This window comes from Barnesiella sp. An22 (assembly GCF_002159975.1).
GTDB lineage: Bacteria > Bacteroidota > Bacteroidia > Bacteroidales > Barnesiellaceae > Barnesiella > Barnesiella merdigallinarum.
Map to the genome: position 1 here is coordinate 181,962 of NZ_NFJR01000005.1, position 21,297 is coordinate 203,258.

General features: G+C 54.6%; 17 protein-coding genes and 1 tRNA gene. 10 read left to right on the forward strand and 8 right to left on the reverse strand.

All coding sequences use genetic code 11. From position 1 onward, the window contains the following. Window positions 1–116: 116 nt before the first annotated feature. The 5 genes from B5F38_RS07250 to B5F38_RS07270 are packed head-to-tail and all read right to left on the reverse strand — an operon-like array spanning window position 117 to window position 4,163. Window positions 117–1,238 (reverse strand): DegT/DnrJ/EryC1/StrS family aminotransferase, encoded by a 1,122-nt coding sequence (locus tag B5F38_RS07250; RefSeq protein WP_087408617.1) that lies wholly within the window; start codon window positions 1,236–1,238, stop codon window positions 117–119. Further along, window positions 1,235–1,657, reverse strand: coding sequence for an FdtA/QdtA family cupin domain-containing protein (locus B5F38_RS07255; protein ID WP_087408618.1), 423 nt, complete (start codon window positions 1,655–1,657; stop codon window positions 1,235–1,237). The genes B5F38_RS07250 and B5F38_RS07255 overlap by 4 nt, the downstream gene beginning before the upstream one ends. Next, window positions 1,650–2,069: an FdtA/QdtA family cupin domain-containing protein gene (locus B5F38_RS07260; RefSeq protein WP_087408619.1), complete on the reverse strand. Its 420-nt coding sequence runs from the start codon at window positions 2,067–2,069 to the stop codon at window positions 1,650–1,652. The genes B5F38_RS07255 and B5F38_RS07260 overlap by 8 nt, the downstream gene beginning before the upstream one ends. Beyond that, window positions 2,059–2,937, reverse strand: a complete 879-nt coding sequence (gene rfbA, locus B5F38_RS07265; protein WP_087408620.1) for a glucose-1-phosphate thymidylyltransferase RfbA — start codon at window positions 2,935–2,937, stop codon at window positions 2,059–2,061. The genes B5F38_RS07260 and rfbA overlap by 11 nt, the downstream gene beginning before the upstream one ends. Window positions 2,938–2,960: 23 nt before the next feature. Continuing rightward, a complete protein-coding gene (locus tag B5F38_RS07270) occupies window positions 2,961–4,163 on the reverse strand; it encodes a dTDP-glucose 4,6-dehydratase (RefSeq protein WP_087408621.1) in 1,203 nt (400 codons plus the stop codon). A gap of 349 nt (window positions 4,164–4,512) precedes the next feature. Here B5F38_RS07270 and B5F38_RS07275 point away from each other — a divergent pair, with 349 nt between their 5' ends. From B5F38_RS07275 to B5F38_RS07285, 3 genes are all read left to right on the forward strand, one after another. Further along, on the forward strand, window positions 4,513–6,204 hold the full coding sequence (locus tag B5F38_RS07275; protein ID WP_143240931.1) for a T9SS type A sorting domain-containing protein: 1,692 nt from the start codon (window positions 4,513–4,515) through the stop codon (window positions 6,202–6,204). Window positions 6,205–6,303: 99 nt separating this feature from the next. Further along, entirely contained in the window at window positions 6,304–7,884 is a 1,581-nt protein-coding gene (locus B5F38_RS07280) for a GEVED domain-containing protein (RefSeq protein WP_206422483.1), read from the forward strand. Window positions 7,885–7,901: 17 nt separating this feature from the next. Further along, window positions 7,902–9,305: an arylsulfatase gene (locus B5F38_RS07285; protein WP_087408623.1), complete on the forward strand. Its 1,404-nt coding sequence runs from the start codon at window positions 7,902–7,904 to the stop codon at window positions 9,303–9,305. A gap of 116 nt (window positions 9,306–9,421) precedes the next feature. On the opposite strand, the gene B5F38_RS07290 is transcribed toward B5F38_RS07285, so the two are convergent. Then, the gene (locus B5F38_RS07290; protein ID WP_087408624.1) at window positions 9,422–10,423 is read right to left on the reverse strand and encodes a malate dehydrogenase; all 1,002 of its coding nucleotides are present in this window, start codon (window positions 10,421–10,423) and stop codon (window positions 9,422–9,424) included. 435 nt (window positions 10,424–10,858) lie between these two features. Between B5F38_RS07290 and B5F38_RS07295 the strand changes: the two genes are divergently transcribed. Both B5F38_RS07295 and B5F38_RS07300 read left to right on the forward strand, forming a co-directional pair. Then, window positions 10,859–11,548, forward strand: a complete 690-nt coding sequence (locus tag B5F38_RS07295) for a CDP-alcohol phosphatidyltransferase family protein (RefSeq protein WP_087408625.1) — start codon at window positions 10,859–10,861, stop codon at window positions 11,546–11,548. A gap of 19 nt (window positions 11,549–11,567) precedes the next feature. Beyond that, a complete protein-coding gene (locus B5F38_RS07300) occupies window positions 11,568–12,050 on the forward strand; it encodes a GtrA family protein (RefSeq protein WP_241147826.1) in 483 nt (160 codons plus the stop codon). 256 nt (window positions 12,051–12,306) lie between these two features. Here the strand turns inward: B5F38_RS07300 and B5F38_RS07305 are convergent. Next, window positions 12,307–12,380: transfer RNA gene (locus tag B5F38_RS07305), tRNA-Arg, on the reverse strand. A gap of 96 nt (window positions 12,381–12,476) precedes the next feature. Next, window positions 12,477–14,780, reverse strand: coding sequence for a BamA/TamA family outer membrane protein (locus B5F38_RS07310; protein ID WP_087408626.1), 2,304 nt, complete (start codon window positions 14,778–14,780; stop codon window positions 12,477–12,479). A gap of 478 nt (window positions 14,781–15,258) precedes the next feature. Here B5F38_RS07310 and ilvD point away from each other — a divergent pair, with 478 nt between their 5' ends. Genes ilvD through ilvC form a run of 5 tightly spaced genes read left to right on the forward strand, consistent with a single transcriptional unit; the run spans window position 15,259 to window position 21,217 of the window. Then, complete coding sequence (gene ilvD / locus B5F38_RS07315; protein ID WP_087408627.1) at window positions 15,259–17,085, forward strand: dihydroxy-acid dehydratase; 1,827 nt, start codon at window positions 15,259–15,261, stop codon at window positions 17,083–17,085. 27 nt (window positions 17,086–17,112) lie between these two features. Then, the gene (gene ilvB, locus B5F38_RS07320) at window positions 17,113–18,825 is read left to right on the forward strand and encodes a biosynthetic-type acetolactate synthase large subunit (protein ID WP_087408628.1); all 1,713 of its coding nucleotides are present in this window, start codon (window positions 17,113–17,115) and stop codon (window positions 18,823–18,825) included. 4 nt (window positions 18,826–18,829) lie between these two features. After that, window positions 18,830–19,375, forward strand: a complete 546-nt coding sequence (gene ilvN, locus B5F38_RS07325; RefSeq protein ID WP_087408668.1) for an acetolactate synthase small subunit — start codon at window positions 18,830–18,832, stop codon at window positions 19,373–19,375. After that, window positions 19,372–20,136: an acyl-ACP thioesterase domain-containing protein gene (locus B5F38_RS07330; RefSeq protein ID WP_087408629.1), complete on the forward strand. Its 765-nt coding sequence runs from the start codon at window positions 19,372–19,374 to the stop codon at window positions 20,134–20,136. Before ilvN ends, B5F38_RS07330 begins: the two co-directional genes overlap by 4 nt. A gap of 34 nt (window positions 20,137–20,170) precedes the next feature. Then, complete coding sequence (gene ilvC, locus B5F38_RS07335) at window positions 20,171–21,217, forward strand: ketol-acid reductoisomerase (RefSeq protein WP_087408630.1); 1,047 nt, start codon at window positions 20,171–20,173, stop codon at window positions 21,215–21,217. Window positions 21,218–21,297: the final 80 nt, after the last annotated feature.

Here is a 21,297-nt window from a genome sequence, read left to right on the forward strand (position 1 = left end):
CCTCTTTCTATTCTTCTTTTTCTTCGGCTTGAATCGACGAGTTACATTCGTCAATATTACTCTTGAAAGGGAATCACCAAACGGTATTCCTCCCATTCAAAAACAAAGATATGGTATTACGCAAACCGATTGATGATAGAGGCAATCTCGTGCACATCGTCGTCGGTCAGATAAGACGACATGGGCAGGCTCAATACCTCGTGGGCTAGCGTTTCGGCCAGCGGCAGATGCAGGTGGTTGTATTCGCGATAGCACTGTTGCTTGTGCGGCGGTATGGGGTAGTGAATGAGACTGCCTACCCCCTGCGACTCGAGATAACGCATCAGCCGGTCGCGCTCGGTGCACCGCACCACATACTGGTGCCAGATGTGTTCGCCGGGCTCTCCGGCCTGTGGCAGGATGAGCCGCTCGTTGTCAATCGACTCGGTATAGAGGCGCGCTATCTCGACCCGACGGCGGTTCTCCTCGTCGAGGTGTTTCAACTTTACCAAAAGGAAGGCGGCCTGCAAATCGTCCATGCGGCTGTTCACCCCTTTGTATTCGTTGACATAGCGCACGGCCGAGCCGTAATTGCCCAAGGCCCGCACCACATCGGCCACCTCGCGGTCGTCGGTAGTCACGGCCCCGGCATCGCCCAGGGCTCCCAGGTTTTTGGTGGGATAGAAACTTTCGCCTGCGGCATCGCCCAGCGCCCCGGTATGGTGCGAACCTTGCAGTCCGGCGACCGACGAGACGGCCCCGAAGGCCTGGGCATTGTCCTCGACAATCTTGAGTCCGTGACGGGCAGCTACCGACTTCAGTGTCTCGTCCCAACAGGCCCGGCCATAGAGGTGCACCACCATGATGGCCCGCGTGCGCGGGGTAATGGCCTGCTCGATCAGCGAGGTGTCGAGGTTGTAGGTATCGACCGAAGGCTCTACAAAAACCGGCACCAGTCGGTTGTCGGTTATGGCCAGAACCGAAGCCACATAGGTGTTCGACGGTACGATAACCTCGTCGCCCGGCTGCATTACCCCCCTCTCGATATAGGCTCGCAACATCAACCGCAGCGCATCGAGCCCGTTGCCCGTAGCCACCGCATAGCGGCAACCCAGGTATTGGCACAACAGCTCCTCGAGCTGCGACACATATTTGCCCCGGATATACCAGCCGCCCTCGATTACCTCGGCAGCGACGGCCTTCATCTCGGCCATATAGGGTTCATTGGCCCGTTTCAAAGAGAGGTGGGGATATTTCATTCTTGACTGTCTATCTGCTTAAAATCGTTATACTCGCGCACATAATCGGACTCGTCGTAATAGTCGGAGGTCAGCACCAGACACACCGAGCCCGACGAAAAGTTGTTGAGGACCCGCCAGATACCCGGCACGATGAGCAAGCCGTAATAGGGACGATTCAACGTCACCGTGCGGGTGTGCTCGCCATCGTCGAGCAACACGTCGAACGAGCCGCCGGCTGCCACCAGAAACTCGTACAGCTGCTTGTGCGAATGGCCGCCACGCTCCTCGCCGCCCGGCACGTCGTAGAGGTAATAAACCCGCTTCACGGCAAAGGGCAACTCGCGGTTGTTCTCCACCACCGTAATGCTGCCGCTCTCCTGCATGTGCTTGGGCAACTGAATGATGCGGCAATCGTCTACCGAAACCCGTTTACTCATCTCGACCTCCTTTCAACAACGTGCGATACTCCTCGAAATCTTCGATATAATCGGCGGCATCGTAGGGGGTCGACGAAAGCACCAGCGCCAACGAGTTGGTGGAGAAGTTATCGAGCTCGCGCCACATCATACGAGGCACATAAAGCCCGTAGTACGAGCGGGCCATGTGGTAGCGCCGCGTCTCGGTGCCGTCGTTCAGCACCACGTCGAAGCTACCCGAAAGGGCTACGATGAACTCCTCTTGCTGCCGAAAGGCGTGACCGTTGCGCCGCTCGTCGCCCGGCACGTCGTAGAGCCAATAGGTGCGCGCAATCTCAAACGGGATGTGCCGGTCGCTCTCGATAAACGACAGGTTGCCCCGCTTGTCGGCCACTTTGGGCAAATCGATTAATCGCACCTGGTTAAAGCTCATTGTTCGCCAATCTTATCAAATATTGTCCATACTGGTTTTTCTTCATCGGTTCGGCCAGCTCGAGCAGTTGAGTCCGGTCGATCCATCCCATGCGATAGGCCACCTCTTCGAGCGAAGCTACCTTGAGGCCTTGACGGTGCTCGATGGTTTCGATGAAGTTGGAAGCTTCGTAGAGCGACTCGTGCGTACCGGTATCCAGCCAGGCAAAACCACGCCCCATCAACTGAACACCCAGTGCCTGCGACTCGAGAAAAGCCTGGTTTACCGAGGTAATCTCCAACTCGCCCCGAGCCGAGGGTTTCACCTGCTTGGCCACCTCGACTACCCGGTTGGGATAGAAATAGAGCCCCACCACGGCATAGTTGGACCGCGGTTTGGCCGGTTTCTCCTCGATACTGATGGCTCGCCCACTCTCATCGAACTCGACTACGCCATAGCGCTCGGGGTCTCCCACCCGATAGCCAAACACCGTAGCCATGCCCTTGTCGGCCTCGGCCACGGCCTGCCGCAACATGCGGGTAAAACTCTGTCCATAAAAGATATTGTCGCCCAACACCAGACAAACGGTGTCGTTGCCGATGAACCGTTCGCCGATGATAAAGGCCTGGGCCAACCCGTCGGGCGAAGGCTGCTCGGCATACTCGAACTTCACGCCGAACTGACTGCCGTCGCCCAGCAACCGCTTGAACCCGGGCAGGTCGGTAGGCGTGCTGATGATGAGTATCTCGCGAATGCCCGCCAGCATCAACACCGATATGGGATAATAAATCATGGGTTTGTCATACACGGGTAGCATCTGTTTCGACACACCCCGCGTAATGGGATACAATCTCGTACCGGAACCTCCGGCCAATACTATGCCTTTCATTGTATATCTGTTCTAACAGGCAATCAACGATTGCCATACATTTGTTCGTAATATTTTTGATAATCACCGCTTACTACCTCGTCGACCCAGTCCTGATGGTCGAGGTACCAGCGTACGGTCTTCTCGATACCCACCTTGAAGGGAGTCTCGGGATACCAGCCCAACTCGCGGGCAATCTTCGACGGGTCGATGGCGTAGCGCATGTCGTGTCCCGGGCGGTCACCCACAAAGGTAATCAAATCTTCGTTGATATTCTCGACATCGGTCTTCAATACCCGACGATATTCGGGCTCCTCGCGCATGATGCGGGCAATGATGGAAATCACCAGTTTCACGATGTTGATGTTCTTCTCCTCATTGAATCCGCCCACGTTGTAGACCTCGCCTATGCGGCCGCGCTCCAGCACGGCATCGATAGCCTTGGCATGATCCTCGACATAGAGCCAGTCGCGCACATTGTCGCCCTTGCCATAAACGGGAAGTTTCTGGCCGGCCAGGATATTCTTTATAATCAGCGGAATCAATTTCTCGGGGAAGTGGTACGGCCCGTAGTTATTCGAGCAGCGGGTAATGTTTACCGGCATGCCATAGGTCTCGTGATAGGCCCGCACAAAGAGGTCGGCACTGGTTTTCGAAGCCGAATAGGGCGAACGCGGATCGAGCGGCGTCGTCTCGGTAAAGAAGTGCTTGCCATAGGTGTGCAGGTCGGTACGGCCGCTTACTACCCTGCGCACGTCGGGGTCGGTAATTTCGAGCGGATGCGGTTCGTCGTAGTCTTTGGTCAGCGAACCATACACCTCGTCGGTCGACACCTGCAAGAACTTCTTCCCTTCGGCATAGACCGGCTTACCCTCGGCGTCCTTCCCGCGATACCACGCCTTGCGGGCGCAGTCAAGCATGTTCTGGGCCCCCAGAATATTGGTTTCCAGGAAGAGTTGCGGATTGGTGATACTGCGATCGACATGCGACTCGGCCGCAAAGTTGACCACATAGTCTATATCGGTCTCGGCAAAAATATTGGCTACCAATTCGGCATTGCGTATATCCCCTCTGATGAATCGTACCCGAGGGTCGGCAATCTCCTCCTTGATTGTACCCAAGTTGCCGGCATAGGTGAGCTTATCCAAAACAATTACGTAAATATCATTCCCATACTTTTTTAGTATGTATTTCAAGAAATTAGCCCCAATAAAACCGGCCGCGCCGGTAACCAAATATTTTTTCATAACCTGAAATTTTAAAATCCGTCGCAATTTACGACTTTTTTAAGAAAAAATACAATACAAGTTTCATTATGTTTCAAAGTTACATCAAAGATTCTGCCCTACACATCCATTTACCTTTCACAATAAAAAGAGAAGAAAAACATCTCTTACCTCCAAACGAGTTCCAATAAATCGATAGATGCGCGACCAAATACAAAAACACGAGACAATATTGTTAAAATATATTTATCACATTAGGGATAACTCGATTCCCCCGGTTTAATATTATGCGAAGGTTTCGTTTTTTCAAGCTTTCGCTTACCATGAAACAACAAATTTAAAAACCAAATATCCATTAAAAACACTCTTTATGAAAAAGAATTTACTTTTATCGTTACTTTTTGTAACAGGTTTATTTACCACCAATCACATCGAAGCAGCCGTTACTCCCCTGGATGGAGCCGTAGTTCCCGAAATCAGCACCGCCGATTCGCCCAAATGGTATCTGCTGATGTCGTCGCACCTCTCGGACAACACCCGTAAGAACCGCTTTCTGAAATTGGACGGCACCACATTGTGCACCGAACAATTCATGTCGGGCATTCCCGAAGGTCAAGTAACCGAGGCCTTCATCTGGCGCTTGGAGTCGGCCAACGATGGTACAAGCACGCACGCCTATCTGGTCAACAGCAACGGTCAGCGGGTATTTGTTCCCTCTTCGGCTACAGCAGAAGACGGATCGACACACGTAAATACCCCGCTCGAAATGAACGAGACCGGTACGGTGTGGGACGTAATCACCAGCCAATCGACCGGTATCAGCAACGATTGTGCTGCCAACCAATACGCATTGCAATATATCGGATATAGCGGGGCTCGTGCCTTCATGAATGCCATGGACGGCGGTACCCAGTTCGGCGTTACCATCTACGCCGCCGGTGTACACCAAGCCTCGGGCTGGTTCTTCTACGAGACCGACTACTCTCCGGCAGTGCAAAAAACTGTCACCATTGCATCAAGCGATGACAGCAAAGGCTCTGTTTCAATCGAGGGCAGCAACGAAAACAGCGTAGAGGTTGGCTCGACCGACGCCGTAACCGTAAAAGCAGAGGCCGCCGAGAACTATATGTTTTACCGTTGGGTTGAAGAGGGTACCGAAAATGCAGTCAGCTACCGCCCCACCTACTCCTATGCCGGAGAGGAGAGCATCAATCTCGTAGCCGAATTTGTAGAAAAAGACTATCCCATCATGACTCGTTTCTATGAGGTAGGCTTGAATCAACAAAACCGCTACCTGGGTGCCGCTTCTTATACAGCAGGTGATGAGAGCCACGAACTCTTCACTTGCAACAGTCAGGAAGAACTGCCCTTCACCGAATACAAGGAAGTACATACCCCCCAAATCGAAGGTGCTGTTATCGACAAGACCTCTACGCCTATCGAACTGACCGAAGGCCTCGAATCTTTCACCTTGAAACTGAAACAATATAACAGCGACATCACTGTAAATGAAAACGTGTGCGAACCCGAACTGGTTTGGACTCGTCAGGCTCTCTACATCGACTGGAACAACGACAAGACATTCGCCGGTGAAAACGAGCTTTACGAGCCGCTGGGCGACAGCAGCAAGAACAACAACTTTGGCGATCCCAACGGCAGCGTTGCCGAAGGTTGGCAAAGAACCATCGCCATTCCCGAGGGAACACCCGACGGCACCTATCGCATGCGTGTCGTATACATGGCCCCCAATCCCTATACCGAGGACTGGAACACGAAAGTATTTACCGATTTCTTCAACGAACTGAGAAATGGTATCGCTTATGATTTCAATATCCATATCTCACCGGCATCGGGTATCGAAAGCGTAGCTGCCGAGACCATCTACTACGACTCGCAGGCTCAGACTATCGTAGCACCCCACATGGAGAAAGCCGCCATTTACAATCTCGCCGGCCAAGTCGTACTGCAAGCCGAAAATGCCGATGCTATCTCGGTTGCAGCTCTGGCTAAAGGTGTATATGTAGCTTACATAGACGGAAAGGTGATTAAATTCATCAAATAATCCAGTAACACTCGTAGGGGAGGAAAACAAACGGAAAGCCTCCCCTACGCTTTGTTTCTACTCACCCTCCCCCCCAAAAAAAAATTAAAGAAACTCCTCATGAACAAATTTTTCAAATCCCTATTCATCATTCCTCTTGTAGCCTCGGCCTTACCGATAGCGGCAGCCGATACGACAGCCGACAGCTACATCACGTCGGATCCTTTCGAAACAATGGTCCGTCTGGGACGCATCAGCGAAAACAGCCCCATCTACCAAATGCCGGCAGGCTCGGCCAATGGCGGATACATCACCTCGGCTACCACCTCGGGTAATGCCATTATCTATCCGCTGGGATATGTCAAATCGAGTGCCCCAAGCAGCTACTTTACAATCGTATCGAAAGAGACTTCGCTGCTGATTGCCGGCGAAAGTTTCGAACTCAATGCCACGATGTCGGTCGACCCGTCGAGCTACGTAATCACGGCTTATACCGACTGGGACCGCAACGGTATATATGAAAAAGAGTCGCAAACGGCACAAGTAAACGCCTCGACCCGCAGTTTCGTGCAACCCATCACCATCCCCGAGACGGCTGCATTGGGTAAGACCCGCGTGCGGATAAGAGTCGAATCGTCCACCCCCTCGTCGGCCGATGCCTCGATTTCGGGACGCATATACGACTTCGTAGTCTATGTGATGGAGGCTTCGGACCGTACCGACTGCTTCATCAGCGTAACCTCGAACAACAACGAATTGGGAACGGCTCTTATCGAAACAGCACCAAACGAAGCCGGCCGCTACGAAATCGGCAGCCAGGTTACCGTCAAGGCCGTTATCAACGAAGAGTCTGAAACCGTAATCGACTTCAAAGGCTGGCAAGAAGGCGGCGAAATCGTGAGCGAAGAGGCAGTCTACACCTTTACCGTGAGCAAGAGTACGAGCCTCATCGCCGTATTCGAAGCGGCTGTTCCCCAACTGGCTACCCCCGAGGTGAGCACGGCCGAGAATCCCATTTGGTATCAGATTATGAATGCCCACACCTCCGAAACCCGCAAAGAGCGTTATATTGCCTACGACACAAACATCGGCGGCGACTATACCACCGAATTGCGCGTAGAGAAGCCAGCCAACCAAACCGACAAGTTCCTGTGGCGGCTCGAAGACGCCGGCAACAATCAGGTGTATATTGTAAACCGTGGCACCGACCTGCGCATATCGGGATCGAAAGTGCTCGAGACTGTAAACTTCACGGCTTCGGCTACCGGCAACCGGTTTGAAATCGCCCCCAGCGGAAACGCCAACGGCAGCTATTCGATCAAATACGAAGGCGACAACTCCTACCTGCTCAATGCCAAGGACGGCGTGTGGAGCGTAGTGCTGTACAATGCCGGTATCGGTACCGGGTCGGGCTGGTATTTCTACAAGGTGTCAATCAAAACACCCACCGCTATCGACGATGAAACCCAAAGCGTAGCTCCTCGGGCCCGGCTCTACGACGGACACCTCACGGTAACCGGTCTCGACGGCCGCAACCGGGTGAGAGTCATCAGCCTCTCGGGACAGTTGCTGGGCGACTATCTGGCAACCGATACCACCTTCGAAGGCGACCTGCGATACTCCGAGCGATTCATCATCGTAGTCATCGAATCGGAAACAGGAAAGACCACCTCACTCAAACTTCTCGACAGCAAACTCTAAATATCAAACATACCAACATGAATACCAGTAAATTTATATATCCGGCCAGCGGCCTGCTCCTCACCTCAGGCATGTGCTTTGCCCAAGAAAGAGATGCCGTAGCCACGACCGAACGTCCGAACGTCATCTACCTGCTCTGCGACGACATGGGATACAGCGACATCGAGGCCTATGGCCAGCAAATGATTTCGACTCCCAACCTCAACCGGCTCGTCAACCAGGGTATGACCTTCACCCAATTCTACGCCAGCACCGCCGTGAGTGCCCCCTCGCGAGCCTCGTTGATGACCGGCCAACACACCGGCCACACCAAAATCCGTGGCAATAAAGAGATTCAGCCCGAAGGGCAGGAACCGCTCGACCCGAACGTAGAGACCTTGGGCAACTTGTTCCAAAAAAACGGGTATGTAACCGGCTGCTTCGGCAAATGGGGCATGGGCTATCCCGGCTCTGGTGGCGAAGCCAACGACATGGGCTTCGACGTGTTCTACGGCTACAACTGCCAGCGCAAGGCCCACTCCTACTACCCCGAATATCTGTGGAACAACAAGACCAAGGAGAATCAAAACGGGCGCTACTCGCAGGATGCCATCCACGAGCATGCCATGAAGTTCATCGAAGACAACAAGGATAAAGCCTTCTTCGGCTACTTCACCTATACCATCCCGCATGCCGAGCTGCGCCAGCCGCAAGACAGCATTGTGGACATGTATAAAGGCAAATTCCAGGAGCCCAAACCCTGGTATAACGACGGCGACTACGGAACGGCGACCGACCCGCGCACCCAGTTCGCTGCCATGATTACCCGCCTCGATACCTATGTAGGCCAAATCATCGACAAACTCGAAGAGCTGGGTATCGCCGAGAAGACCCTCTTCATCTTCACCAGCGACAACGGCCCTCACAACGAAGGCGGTGCCGACCCCACATTCTTCAACACCGAAGAGCGGCTAAGAGGATTGAAACGCGCCTTGTACGAGGGCGGTATGCGTGTACCCTACATCGCTTACTGGCCCGGAACCATTCAACCCGGTTCGATTACCGACCTGATGGCTGCCGGCTGGGATATGATGCCAACCTTCGTCGAACTGTTGGGCGAAAGTCCCAACTGGCGCGACGAGGCCATGGACGGCTTGTCGATACTCCCTACCCTCACCGGTAAAGGCGAGCAACAACAGCATGAGTTCCTCTATTGGGAATTTCACGAAGAGAACGGACGCCAGGCCGTGAGAGCCGGTGAATGGAAACTGATACGCCAGAATATCAAGAACGGCAATCCTACCCACGAGCTCTACAACATCGACGAAGATCCCCACGAAGACAATAACCTGGCCAACACCTACCCCGACAAGGTAGAGGAACTGAAGGTCATCATGGACCGTGAACACACGCCGTCCACGATATTCAACTTCGGACGCTAAAGGTACACAACACACCTCTTCAATTTGATAAAAACAGATAGCGGCCTCGAGTTCATTCTCGAGACCGCTATTCTGTTTCTACCCCTCACACGGGGCTATCTCTCTCAAACCGGCAATCAGTCGATGTTGGCATTGAGCTTGTGCCACTCGGCGATGGGCGGGATAATACCCATTTCAATCACTTCGTCGCGCAGTTCGCACAAGTGTTTGTAACTGTTCTCAAGTTCCTTCTCCTCCTCGGGCGTACCGTAAACGGGGTTGTAGTGAACGCCGTTTCGGTCGATAATCGTCTCCATGGCCATGAGGATGTGGTTGAACTTCCCTTCCGAGAGGTACACACCGGCCGGCCAGGTAAAGGGATTTCCACCCATGGCGGCGGCAATCATCTCGATCGAGAGGTAAGCCGGGCTCTGGAACGACGAGCGACCACGCAGGTCGATAATGTGTTTACCGCCTTGTACTACCTGATGGCGAATCTTCTCCCAATCTTCGGCAGGCAACTTGTCGGTACCGATCAGGTCGGTGAGCGGCGTACCCTTCACCTTGGTCGTCGAGGCAAAGACAGCCATCTGCTCGCCATGACCGCCATAGGTACGGCAATTCTCGATTTCGTCGGCAACGGCATGGAAATATTTGGCCAGTTCGCTTTGCAGACGGGTGCTGTCGAGAGCGGCAAGCGTCGATACCTGCGAAGGTTTCAGACCCGAATAGAGCAGAACGATGAGGCCCGTAATATCGGCCGGGTTGAAGATAACGACAACATGTTTCACATCGGGGCAATAGGCACGCAGGTTTTTACCAAATTCGGCAGCAATCTCGGCATTACCCTTGAGCAAGTCTTCACGAGTCATACCGGCTTTACGGGCAGCACCACCCGACGATACCACGTAAGCAGCACCCGTAAGAGCCTCTTTCACATCGCTCGTATAGGTCAGGTTCACCCCTTTGAAAGCACAGTGACGCAACTCCTCGGCTACCCCTTCGAGAGCCGGAGCATACGGGTCGTACAAACATACATTGGGAGTCAAGTGCATCATCAAGGCCGTTTGAGCCATGTTCGAACCGATCATGCCGGCTGCGCCGACGATCGTCAATTTCTCGTTTGTCAAAAATTCCATAATCGTTTTTATTTTAAGTTCTGTATTTCGTATTTGAACTACATGACGAATATAGGTAAAGAGCCGTGCAGAAGCAAAAGAAAACCGAAGTTTTCCAGTTTGACTATGCCAAGTGCATCCTTTATTCGTGTAACAAAGATAACAAGTAAAACCCGATTTTGATTATCATTCTTTTTTACTTTCCATAACAAAAGGTTATTGCTTGCCGCATGCCCAAATCGCCGAAACGATAATCTTCTCATATAAAAACGATTAGCCAGAATCTCACAGAATGCCGATGACAAGGGACTTTGGTCCTAAATTGACAAAAGCCTTGCCAGAGAGCTTCACCGAACCGAAACAGAAATTTCAAATCTTTTACACACCCCTGTAAATTCATGGATTTTTTTTACTCGGTTTTCCAAATAATCTGTACTTTTGTACAAAATTTAGGATATGGGGAAAGAAACATCAGAAAGGATTCAGACCTCTCTGCTCAATGCAGCAGAGAAAAAAGCATTAGTTTGGTTGGCTCAACGTCAGCCCTCGTGGGTTACGTCGGACTTCCTCACCTATACGGGTCTGCTGGGTGCAGTCATCTGCGCAGTCGGTTTTATACTGGCACATATCGATAAGAATTACTTGTGGCTTTCGTCACTGGGTCTGTTCATCAACTGGTACGGCGACAGCCTCGACGGCACGCTGGCACGTGTGCGCAATACGCAACGCCCGGTCTACGGATTCTTTATCGACCACTCGCTCGATGCCATCACCATCTGCATCATGTGTATCGGTGCCGGTTTGTCGCCGATGTTCCGCCTCGATGTAGCCATGCTGGTACTGGCCGGTTATCTGGTGCTCTCGATTTATACCTATATCTCGACCATCGTCAAAGGCAAATTCCTGCTTACCTACGGTAAACTGGGCCCCACCGAATTGCGACTGGTTATCATCTTGATTAACACCATATTCATATATACTTCGCTCGAAGATATCAAATGGACTATCGGCGGCCAGACACTGGGCTTGTTCGATGTAGCCGGCCTCTTCATCGCCTGCTTCCTCTTCATCGCCTGGCTCGTGCAATTCGTAACCGACCGCCGCGCCCTGTCGCAACAAGACCCGTTGAAACCCTTCCAGAAATAAGTAACGAAGCGAAAAGGTCGTGAAAGCCGGAATATTGAAACTACGCATCTATCTGCAATTCGTGGTCAGCCGCCTGTTTGGTACAGGGGTCGACACCTTCGTGCTATGGATATGCGACCACTTCATATTCACCAGCTATTTCGGCAAATACATACTCTCACCCACCATCAGCTTCGAATTTGCCGTACTGAGCAACTTCATGTGCTCCTACTTCTGGATTTGGAAAAGTCGTCTGGGACATCGCTCCACACGCGATTTCTGCCTCAGATTCCTGGTATTCAATCTTTCGTCGGGTGCAGGATTCCTGATCAAGATGGTATTCCTTCTCATCTTCCAGAAGATATTCGAGTGGAATGTAGTCTACTGTAATCTCGCCGCCCTGCTCATCTCGGGTGTATTCAACTACCTGGTGGCCGACATGTTGGTATTCAAGTCGAGCAAACAGGTAAAAGTGGGCAGCGTGGGCGGTGGCAGCGACGAGTGTGACTCGCTGGGCGCATAACCGCCACTCTACGCCTCTTATCAAACACAACACCCCACACGTAACGGCAACCGGCACACCTATCAATGGCCGCTGCATGCGCTATACATACGCCTCACGAAAAAGCACATTACCCCACTACTTCTATTCCCGATTGAACATATCGCCCGAATGCGATGCCAAGCCCCTTGTACAGGCAATACCAGCCTGCCACCCGGGGGCTTTGAAGATTGGGCCATAAAAAAAGGGAGCAAACGAAATGCTTGCTCCCTCGAGGTGATTGAGTTGGGATTCGAACCCAAGACCCACAGCTTAGAAGGCTGTTGCTCTATCCAGCTGAGCTACTCAACCGACCTTTCATAGAAAAGTGCTGCAAAGTTAGGGATATTTCGCGATATTCCAAATATAAGAATCTACTTTTTTTAGCTACACCCCCAAGCCCGTGCATCAGAAGGGATACCCCACCGTGAAGTGAAAGGCCGAGTCGCGCTTGAAATTCTGCGAAGCAATGGCCCAATGCTCCTGTCCAGCAGCCGGGTTATAGGCTTTCATACCCAAGTCGAACCGCAAGAGGAAGTAGCTGAAGTCGAGACGAATGCCCAGACCATAGGCCAACGCAATCTCCTTATAGAACGAGTCGAGTCGGAACTGCCCGCCGGGCTGCGCCTCGTAGTTGCGAATGGTCCAGATGTTGCCGGCATCGATAAAGGCGCCTAACTCGACTTTCCAGAAAAGTTTGGCCCGATACTCGAGATTCATGTCGAGCCGGATGTCGCCGCACTGGTTGATAAACTCCGACACCAGGTTGTTGCCATTGTAGCTACCGGGGCCCAACGTACGCACCGACCACCCCCGCACACTGTTGGCACCACCCGAGTAGTAGCGTTTCTCAAAAGGCAGAATATCGGAGTTGCCGTACGGAATACCGATACCGCCCCCCACGTGAAAAGCCACCGAGTTGCGGTCGTCGATCAGGTGGGTAAAGCTGTAATCGAAATCGAACTTGGCATACTGCGAATAGCGGATGCCGAATATCTTGTAACCGTCGGTCGGCTGCGACTTCGAGGTGAGCCGCGAAAAGGCGTTGAGCACGTTGCCGGCCACCTCGCCGGCAGCCCGCAGCGTATAGACGTTGGTGCGACGCTGCACGGGATTGGAGGGGTTCAGGTTCGAACAATAGAAGGTATACCCCATGCGCATGATGAAGTGATCCTCGTAACTATACCGCAACAGCGGGTTGTCGGGGGCGATGGTCTCGAGGAAGTCGTCGGTCTTGTGGGGCAGATAGACGTAGTTTATATCCAGCAGGTCGTAGTTGTGGCGGAAGAATCCGCGATTGGTCGTCCACTTGTATTTCCAGGCCGTGCCCCAGATGACACGGGTATACTCGGGCCGCTGCTGGAAGTTGAAGTTCACGCTGTACTCGGTGCTGGCCTTCATGCGCCGACGGAAATCGGTACGCAGAAAGGGAAAGAGAAACTTCGGGTAGGTGATGCCCACCTCGCCCCCCAGCTCGGTGTAGCGGTCGTTGATGAGTCCGCTCAAGTCGCCCGAGAGACTCTCGTAGGCCCCGCGCACCTTGGTCGAAAAGGTCTCGGAACCCTTGAAGATGTTGCGGTGCTCGTAGGTGGCCCCCACGGCAAACCCCAGGTCTCCCTCCGAATTGGTACCCTCGACCTCGAGCGAAACCGACTGAGGCTTGTCCTCGCTGAGCAGAATATAGCAGTCGAGCTCGTTACGCCCCTCGACACTTCGACCGGCCGATTCGAAACGGATATTGACATACTTGACAATGTGCAACCGGCCGAAAGCGGTATAGGTGTTGTCGACATCGCGGCTGCTGAAGAGGAGCCCCGGCCGGATAAAGCAGTTTTCGACCAGTGTCTCGCGACGTATATAGGGGTGATCGCCCTCGATGAAATAGTAGTTTTTGTACTCCCCGGCGTTGGAGACGTCGATAGCATCGGTAGCCGTAGGGTCGTAGGAGAGCACGAAATAGATTTTGCGCATGTAGTAGCGCTCGTAAGGTCGATAACCCGACGTGTTGACCATCGAATCGGGCCGTATGTTCAGCGTCAGGTTCACCGCCTTGGAGTGGTCGGCGGTATCGGCCGTATAGGTGATGAGCTCCTTGTTGAAGGCATAGAAACCGTCGCTCCGCAAGATGTCGGAGATGCGCTGCCGCTCCTCGTCGAGCACGTTCCGGTCGAAGTTGTCGCCCTTCTTCAAGAGCGAATGGTTCGAGAACCGCCGCTCGATCAGCCGCGACAGAGTATCGTTGGCAATGTGATAATCGACATTGGCTATATAGTGCGGCGTATTGGCCGACACGCGATAGACCACATCCATGCGCTTGCCCCGCGAAGTGGTATCGGCCTCGACCCGGGCAGACATATAGCCCTTGTTGAACATCGCCTTCTCCATCTGCAGGCGCGAGTTCTCCATCAGCATCGGGTCGTAGATGACGGGCGGGGTTCCGGCATTTCTCACCCAGCGGTTGAACCACTTGGTCGAGTCGTTGCCCGAGAGGTTGTAGAGCCCCAGCGTGAAACGAAACAGGCCGAACATCCGGTGGTTGGGCTCCTGTCGCAGATACGACTTCAGATCCGAGGGTTTCACCGCCTTCGCATCGGTCTCTATCTTCACATGGTCGAGCAGATAGCTGCCGTCGGGGACATGACGGGTAGGACTGCACGCCACCAACACCCCACAGGCGATGGCTACTCCACAGGCTGTTATGAAACGTCGCATTCTCAAGGTTCCCCGAATTATATGGATTTTATACCTATCTCGTTATCGTAATAAGGCACTGCAAATATACACTTTATTTTTTCAAATCCCCTCTATTTGCCGGCGAGATGCACACCCGAGGGCTACACTCCGGTTGAGGAGTTTTGGCAAAGACACATTATTATATATCTTCTTGTTGCAAAAACAAGCAAAACAAAAGCAAAATTAAATTTCAACCACAAATTTTCTTTCAAAACTCTTGCTTATTTCACGAAAGAGTTTTACATTTGCAATACCATTTAATCACACAGCATGATGATTATGATACTACATGTCATTTCTCTATCGATTATTATTAGCGAACTTATTGTCGTGAGTCGGTAAGGTGGAAAGGCGTATGTAGTTACTTCAATTCATAGTTATAAACAATCAAGAGTAATTGTAAAACCTTTCCACCTGCGCGGAAAGGTTTTTCTTTTTTTTGTAAACAGTAGATACGATGAAACATCAGTTACGAAGCACAACCAGTACGGCCGGCAGGCGAATGGCCGGAGCCCGGGCCCTGTGGCGGGCCAACGGTATGAAGGCCGAGCAGATGGGACGCCCCATCATTGCCATAGTCAACTCGTTCACCCAGTTTGTCCCGGGGCATGTACACCTGCACGAAATCGGACAGACGGTCAAAAAGGAGATTGAGAAACTGGGGTGCTTTGCCGCCGAATTCAACACCATCGCCATCGACGACGGTATAGCCATGGGACACGACGGCATGCTCTATTCGCTCCCCTCGCGCGACCTCATCGCCGACAGCGTGGAGTACATGGTCAACGCACACAAGGCCGACGCCATGGTGTGCATCAGCAACTGCGACAAGATAACGCCGGGCATGCTCATGGCAGCCATGCGGCTGAATATCCCCACCCTCTTCGTATCGGGCGGTCCCATGGAGGCCGGACACCTCGACGGACGGGGCCTCGACCTGATCGACGCCATGGTCGAATCGGCCGACGAGAGCATCGACGACGAGCAGGTGCGCCGCGTGGAACATGCGGCTTGCCCCACCTGCGGCTCCTGCTCGGGCATGTTTACCGCCAACTCCATGAACTGCCTCAACGAAGCCATCGGGCTAGCCCTTCCGGGCAACGGCACCATCGTGGCCACGCACCGCAACCGCGAACGGCTCTTCGTCGAAGCGGCCCGACAGATTGTCGAAAACTGCCAGGCCTACTACCGCGACGGCGACGAGAGCGTGCTGCCCCGCTCGATAGCTACCCGCGCGGCCTTCCTCAACGCCATGACGCTCGACATCGCCATGGGCGGCTCGACCAACACCGTGCTGCACCTGCTGGCCATCGCCCGCGAGGCGGATGTCGACTTCACGATAAGCGACATCGACCGGCTCTCGCGCAAGTCGCCGGTACTCTGCAAGGTGGCCCCCAACTCGCACTACCACATACAGGATGTGAACCGGGCCGGCGGTATCCTCTCGATTCTGGCTATTCTGGCCGACGAGGGACTCATCGACACCTCGGTGCACCGGGTCGACCGCCACACACTGGCCGAGGCCATCGAAGCCTATGCCATACGCGACGGCGTATGCCCGACCAAGGCCAAACAGTTGTGGCACAGTGCACCGGGCAACCGCTTCAACCTGGTACTGGGCTCGCAAGAGAACTACTACAACGACCTCGATACCGACCGCAGCACAGGCTGTATTCGCGACTTCGAACACGCCTATGTCAAAGACGGCGGCCTGGCCGTGCTCTTCGGCAACATCGCCCAGGATGGCTGCATCGTCAAGACGGCCGGTGTCGACGAAAAGATATTCCACTTCAAGGGCCGGGCCAAAGTATTCGAGTCGCAGGAAGAGGCTTGCGAAGGGATACTCGGCGGTCGGGTCGAAAGCGGCGACGTAGTGGTGATTACCTACGAAGGCCCCAAGGGTGGCCCCGGCATGCAGGAGATGCTCTACCCCACCTCCTACATCAAGTCGAAACACCTGGGTAAGGCCTGCGCCCTCATTACCGACGGACGCTTCTCGGGCGGCACCTCGGGACTGTCGATCGGCCACATTTCGCCCGAGGCTGCGGCGGGAGGCAATATTGGTCTCGTACGCGACGGCGACCTCATCGAGATAGACATCCCCAACCGAAGCATCGAGCTGCTGGTCGACGATGCCGAACTGGAACGGCGGCGCGCCGAAGAGCTGGCGCGAGGCCAGGCGGCCTTCACCCCCCGGCAACGGCAACGCACCGTATCGAAAGCCCTGCAGGCCTATGCGGCCCTGGTCAGCTCGGCCGACAAAGGTGCCGTTCGACTCATCTAATCCCCCTCTAAAATCTACGAAACGATTATGGCAACAGAAAAAATACGCGGAGCAGAAGCGCTCATCAGAGCCTTGATTGCAGAACAGACAGAATACATCTTCGGGTATCCGGGCGGAGCCATCATGCCGGTATTCGACGTACTTTACGACTATCGCGACCAGATAAACCACATACTCGTGCGCCACGAGCAGGGCGCCACCCACGCCGCCCAGGGCTACGCCCGGGTATCGGGCAAGACGGGTGTCGTGCTGGTCACCTCGGGACCGGCGGCGACCAACATCATCACCGGCCTGTCGGATGCCATGATGGACAGCACGCCGCTCATCGTCATCACGGGGCAGGTAGGTTCGTCGCTGCTGGGCTCCGACGCCTTCCAGGAGACCGACGTGGTGGGCATCACCCAGCCGGTCACCAAATGGAGCTACCAGATACGCCGCAGCGACGAGATTGCCTGGGCCGTGGCCCGCGCCTTCTACATTGCCGGCAACGGACGTCCCGGCCCGGTAGTGCTCGACTTTGCCAAAGATGCCCAGACGGGATTGACCGACTTCGACTACCAGCCCTGCCAGTTCATCCGCAGCTACAACCCCTACCCGGCCATCAAGCCGGCCGAAATCGATGAGGCCGCCCGCCTCATCAACCAGGCCCGCAAACCCCTTATCCTGGCCGGACAGGGCGTGATTATCGCCCAGGCCGAAGCCGAACTGGCCGCTCTGGCCGAAAAGGCCGACATCCCCGTGGGCTGCACCCTGCTGGGTCTCTCGGCCATCCCTACCGACCACCCGCTCTACAAGGGCATGCTGGGCATGCACGGCAGCGTGGCGGCCAATATCAAGACCAACGAATGCGACCTGCTCATCGCCATAGGCATGCGCTTCGACGACCGGGTAACGGGCGACGTGAACCAGTATGCCCGACAGGCCCGCATCATCCACATCGACATCGACCCCTCGGAGTTCAACAAAAACGTGAAGTGCGACGTGTCGGTATTGGGCGACGCCCGGGCCGTGCTGCAGGCCCTGCTCCCGAAGGTGGAACCGGCCCGCCACACCGAGTGGCTCGAGTCGTTTGTCCCCTGCGAGGAGGCGGAGCGCGTCAAGGTCATCGAGCCCGAGATACACCCGCAAAAGCCGCTCATGAACATGGGCGAGGTGGCCCGCAAGGTATCGGAGGCAACCGGCAACGAGAGCATTCTGGTAACCGACGTGGGCCAGAATCAGATGCTGTCGGCCCGCTACTACCGGTTCAAGCACCCGCGCAGCCTCGTCACCTCGGGCGGTCTGGGCACGATGGGATTCGGTCTGCCGGCAGCCATCGGCGCCAAGATAGGCAACCCCGACCGCACCGTCTGCTTCTTTACCGGCGACGGGGGCATACAGATGACCATCCAGGAACTGGGCACCATCATGCAATACGGCATCGATGTGAAAATCATCATCCTCAACAACAACTTTCTGGGCATGGTGCGGCAGTGGCAGGCCCTCTTCTTCGACCACCGCTACTCCGAGACCCCCATGCTCAACCCCGACTTTACAATGATAGCCGCAGCCTACGGCATAGACGGCGAACGGGTAGCCACCCGCGAGGAGCTCGACGATGCCATCGAACGGATGCTCTCTCACCGCGGCTCCTACCTGCTCGACGTACAAATAGACCCCGACGGTATGGTATTCCCCATGACTCCCGCCGGAGCCTGTGTAACCCACATCATGCTCAACGCTACCGAAAAATATGAATAACGATATGACAGACAAAACATTATATACCGTAACCGTCTACTCCGAGAATCAGGTGGGCTTGCTCAACCAAATCTCGATTATCTTCACCCGTCGACAGCTCAACATCGAGAGCCTGTCGGTATCGGCCTCGGCCGCCGAGGGGATACACAAGTTCACCATCACCACATACAGCGACCGCGAAACAATGGAGAAGCTGGTCAAGCAGATCGAGAAACGCATCGACGTACTGCGAGCCTTCTTCTACACCGACGACGAAATCGTATTCCAAGAGGTGGCCCTCTACAAGGTGCCTACCGACAAGCTGCTCGACGACAGCCGTATCGAGGAGCTGATACGGAAACACAACGCCCGCATCCTGGAGGTGAACCGTACCTACACGGTCATCGAGAAATCGGGGCATACCGACGAAACCCAAGCCCTCTTCGAGGAGCTGAGCCGCTACGAGGTGATGCAGTTCGTGCGGTCGGGCCGCGTGGCCATCACCAAATCGACGGTCGAGCACGTAAGCCTGTTTTTACAAGAACAACAATATCGCCAGAACCAACTATGAAAGAGAATCAAGCACTTTCGGAATCGCCCGTCCAGCCGGTCTACACCCACAGCTATACGGTAGAACCGGCCGAGGCCAATGCCCAACAGGAGCTGCCCTTGCCCCTGCTGGTGAAGCGGATACTCGAGGTAGCCACGCTGCATGCCGAATCGTGGGGCATCGGGTACAGCGACCTCATCAAACAGCGGCAAGTGTGGGTACTCTCGCGACTGAGTATCGAGATGACCCGCTACCCACGCATCCACGAGAACTACACGCTCGAGACTTGGATCGAGGGGTACAACAAGCACTTCTCGTCGCGCAACTTTGCCATCTACGGGGCCGACGGAACCCCCTGCGGCTATGCCCGCACGATATGGGTGGTAATCGACCTGGAGACCCGGGCATCGGTCGACCTCAGCCAGCTCGACTACATCGCCCGCAACATCACCGACCGTCCCTGCCCCATCGACAAGCAGTCGCGAGTGCGCGACGTGCACGACGACCATCCCGCCACGCATCGCGTGGGATACATCGACATCGACCTCAACCGGCACGTCAACAGCGTGAAGTATATCGAGCATCTGCTCGACCTCTTCGACCTCGAGCGCTACGACCGCCAGCAGGTGCACCGCTTCGAAATCAGCTATGCCAACGAGGCCCGTTACGGCACCCCGCTGCAACTGCTCAAAGCCGAGGAGGCGCCCGACAACTTCGCCCTCGAGATACGCGACGACCAGACCATCTATTGCAAAGGACGAATCATTTTTGAAAACAGATAAATACAAATTCCATAACCTCAAAACGTAAAAGAACATGGCAATCATGAATTTTGGCGGTGTTGACGAGAACGTAGTTACCCGCGAAGAGTTTCCTTTGGAGAAAGCAAGAGAAGTCCTCAAGAACGAGACAATCGCCGTTATCGGGTATGGCGTGCAGGGCCCGGGACAGAGCATGAACCTGCGCGACAACGGCTTCAAGGTGATTGTAGGCCAGCGTAAAAATTCCAAGACCTGGGACAAGGCGGTAGCCGACGGCTGGGTACCCGGCGAAACGCTCTTCGAAATCGAAGAGGCCTGCAAACGGGGCACAATCATCGAATACCTGCTCTCCGATGCCGCACAAATCGAGGTGTGGCCGCAGGTGAAGAAGCACCTCACGCCGGGCAAGACGCTCTACTTCTCGCACGGCTTTGCCATCACCTATAAAGAGCGTACAGGCATCGTGCCTCCCGCCGATGTCGACGTGGTACTGGTAGCCCCCAAGGGGTCGGGTACGAGTCTGCGCCGCATGTTCCTGCAAGGCCGCGGCCTCAACTCGAGCTACGCCGTATTCCAGGATGCGACCGGGCACGCCAAGGAGAAAGTATTGGCTCTGGGTATCGGGGTCGGCTCGGGCTATCTGTTCGAGACCACCTTCAAACGCGAGGTTTACTCCGACCTCACCGGCGAGCGCGGTACCCTCATGGGAGCCATCCAGGGTATTTTTGCCGCCCAGTACGACACCCTGCGGGCTCACGGCCACAGCCCCTCGGAGGCCTTCAACGAAACCGTCGAGGAGCTCACCCAGTCGCTCATGCCCCTTATCGCCGAGAACGGTATGGACTGGATGTATGCCAACTGCTCGACCACGGCTCAACGGGGTGCCCTCGACTGGTGGAAGCGTTTCCGCGACGCCACCAAACCGGTATTCGAAGAGCTGTATGACGAGGTAGCCAAGGGTAACGAGGCTCAACGCTCGATCGACGCCAACAGCAAGGAGGGATACCGCGAAGGGTTGAACAAGGAGCTGAAGGAGTTGCGCGACAGCGAAATGTGGCAAGCCGGTGTTACCGTGCGCAAACTGCGCCCCGAAAACAACTGATCGAGCCATAGGTTTAGTTTATATAGCGAGAGGCCTCCGTATTCCCGGCTGGGAACGGAGGCCTCTCTCGTTTTTTCCAC

Coding starts and splice junctions, on each gene's coding strand:
- B5F38_RS07250 (WP_087408617.1), bottom strand. CDS start 1,238: ATGAAATATCCCCACCTCTCTTTGAAACGGGCCAATGAACCCTATATG.
- B5F38_RS07255 (WP_087408618.1), bottom strand. CDS start 1,657: ATGAGTAAACGGGTTTCGGTAGACGATTGCCGCATCATTCAGTTGCCC.
- B5F38_RS07260 (WP_087408619.1), bottom strand. CDS start 2,069: ATGAGCTTTAACCAGGTGCGATTAATCGATTTGCCCAAAGTGGCCGAC.
- rfbA (WP_087408620.1), bottom strand. CDS start 2,937: ATGAAAGGCATAGTATTGGCCGGAGGTTCCGGTACGAGATTGTATCCC.
- B5F38_RS07270 (WP_087408621.1), bottom strand. CDS start 4,163: ATGAAAAAATATTTGGTTACCGGCGCGGCCGGTTTTATTGGGGCTAAT.
- B5F38_RS07275 (WP_143240931.1), top strand. CDS start 4,513: ATGAAAAAGAATTTACTTTTATCGTTACTTTTTGTAACAGGTTTATTT.
- B5F38_RS07280 (WP_206422483.1), top strand. CDS start 6,304: ATGAACAAATTTTTCAAATCCCTATTCATCATTCCTCTTGTAGCCTCG.
- B5F38_RS07285 (WP_087408623.1), top strand. CDS start 7,902: ATGAATACCAGTAAATTTATATATCCGGCCAGCGGCCTGCTCCTCACC.
- B5F38_RS07290 (WP_087408624.1), bottom strand. CDS start 10,423: ATGGAATTTTTGACAAACGAGAAATTGACGATCGTCGGCGCAGCCGGC.
- B5F38_RS07295 (WP_087408625.1), top strand. CDS start 10,859: ATGGGGAAAGAAACATCAGAAAGGATTCAGACCTCTCTGCTCAATGCA.
- B5F38_RS07310 (WP_087408626.1), bottom strand. CDS start 14,780: ATGCGACGTTTCATAACAGCCTGTGGAGTAGCCATCGCCTGTGGGGTG.
- ilvD (WP_087408627.1), top strand. CDS start 15,259: ATGAAACATCAGTTACGAAGCACAACCAGTACGGCCGGCAGGCGAATG.
- ilvB (WP_087408628.1), top strand. CDS start 17,113: ATGGCAACAGAAAAAATACGCGGAGCAGAAGCGCTCATCAGAGCCTTG.
- ilvN (WP_087408668.1), top strand. CDS start 18,830: ATGACAGACAAAACATTATATACCGTAACCGTCTACTCCGAGAATCAG.
- B5F38_RS07330 (WP_087408629.1), top strand. CDS start 19,372: ATGAAAGAGAATCAAGCACTTTCGGAATCGCCCGTCCAGCCGGTCTAC.
- ilvC (WP_087408630.1), top strand. CDS start 20,171: ATGGCAATCATGAATTTTGGCGGTGTTGACGAGAACGTAGTTACCCGC.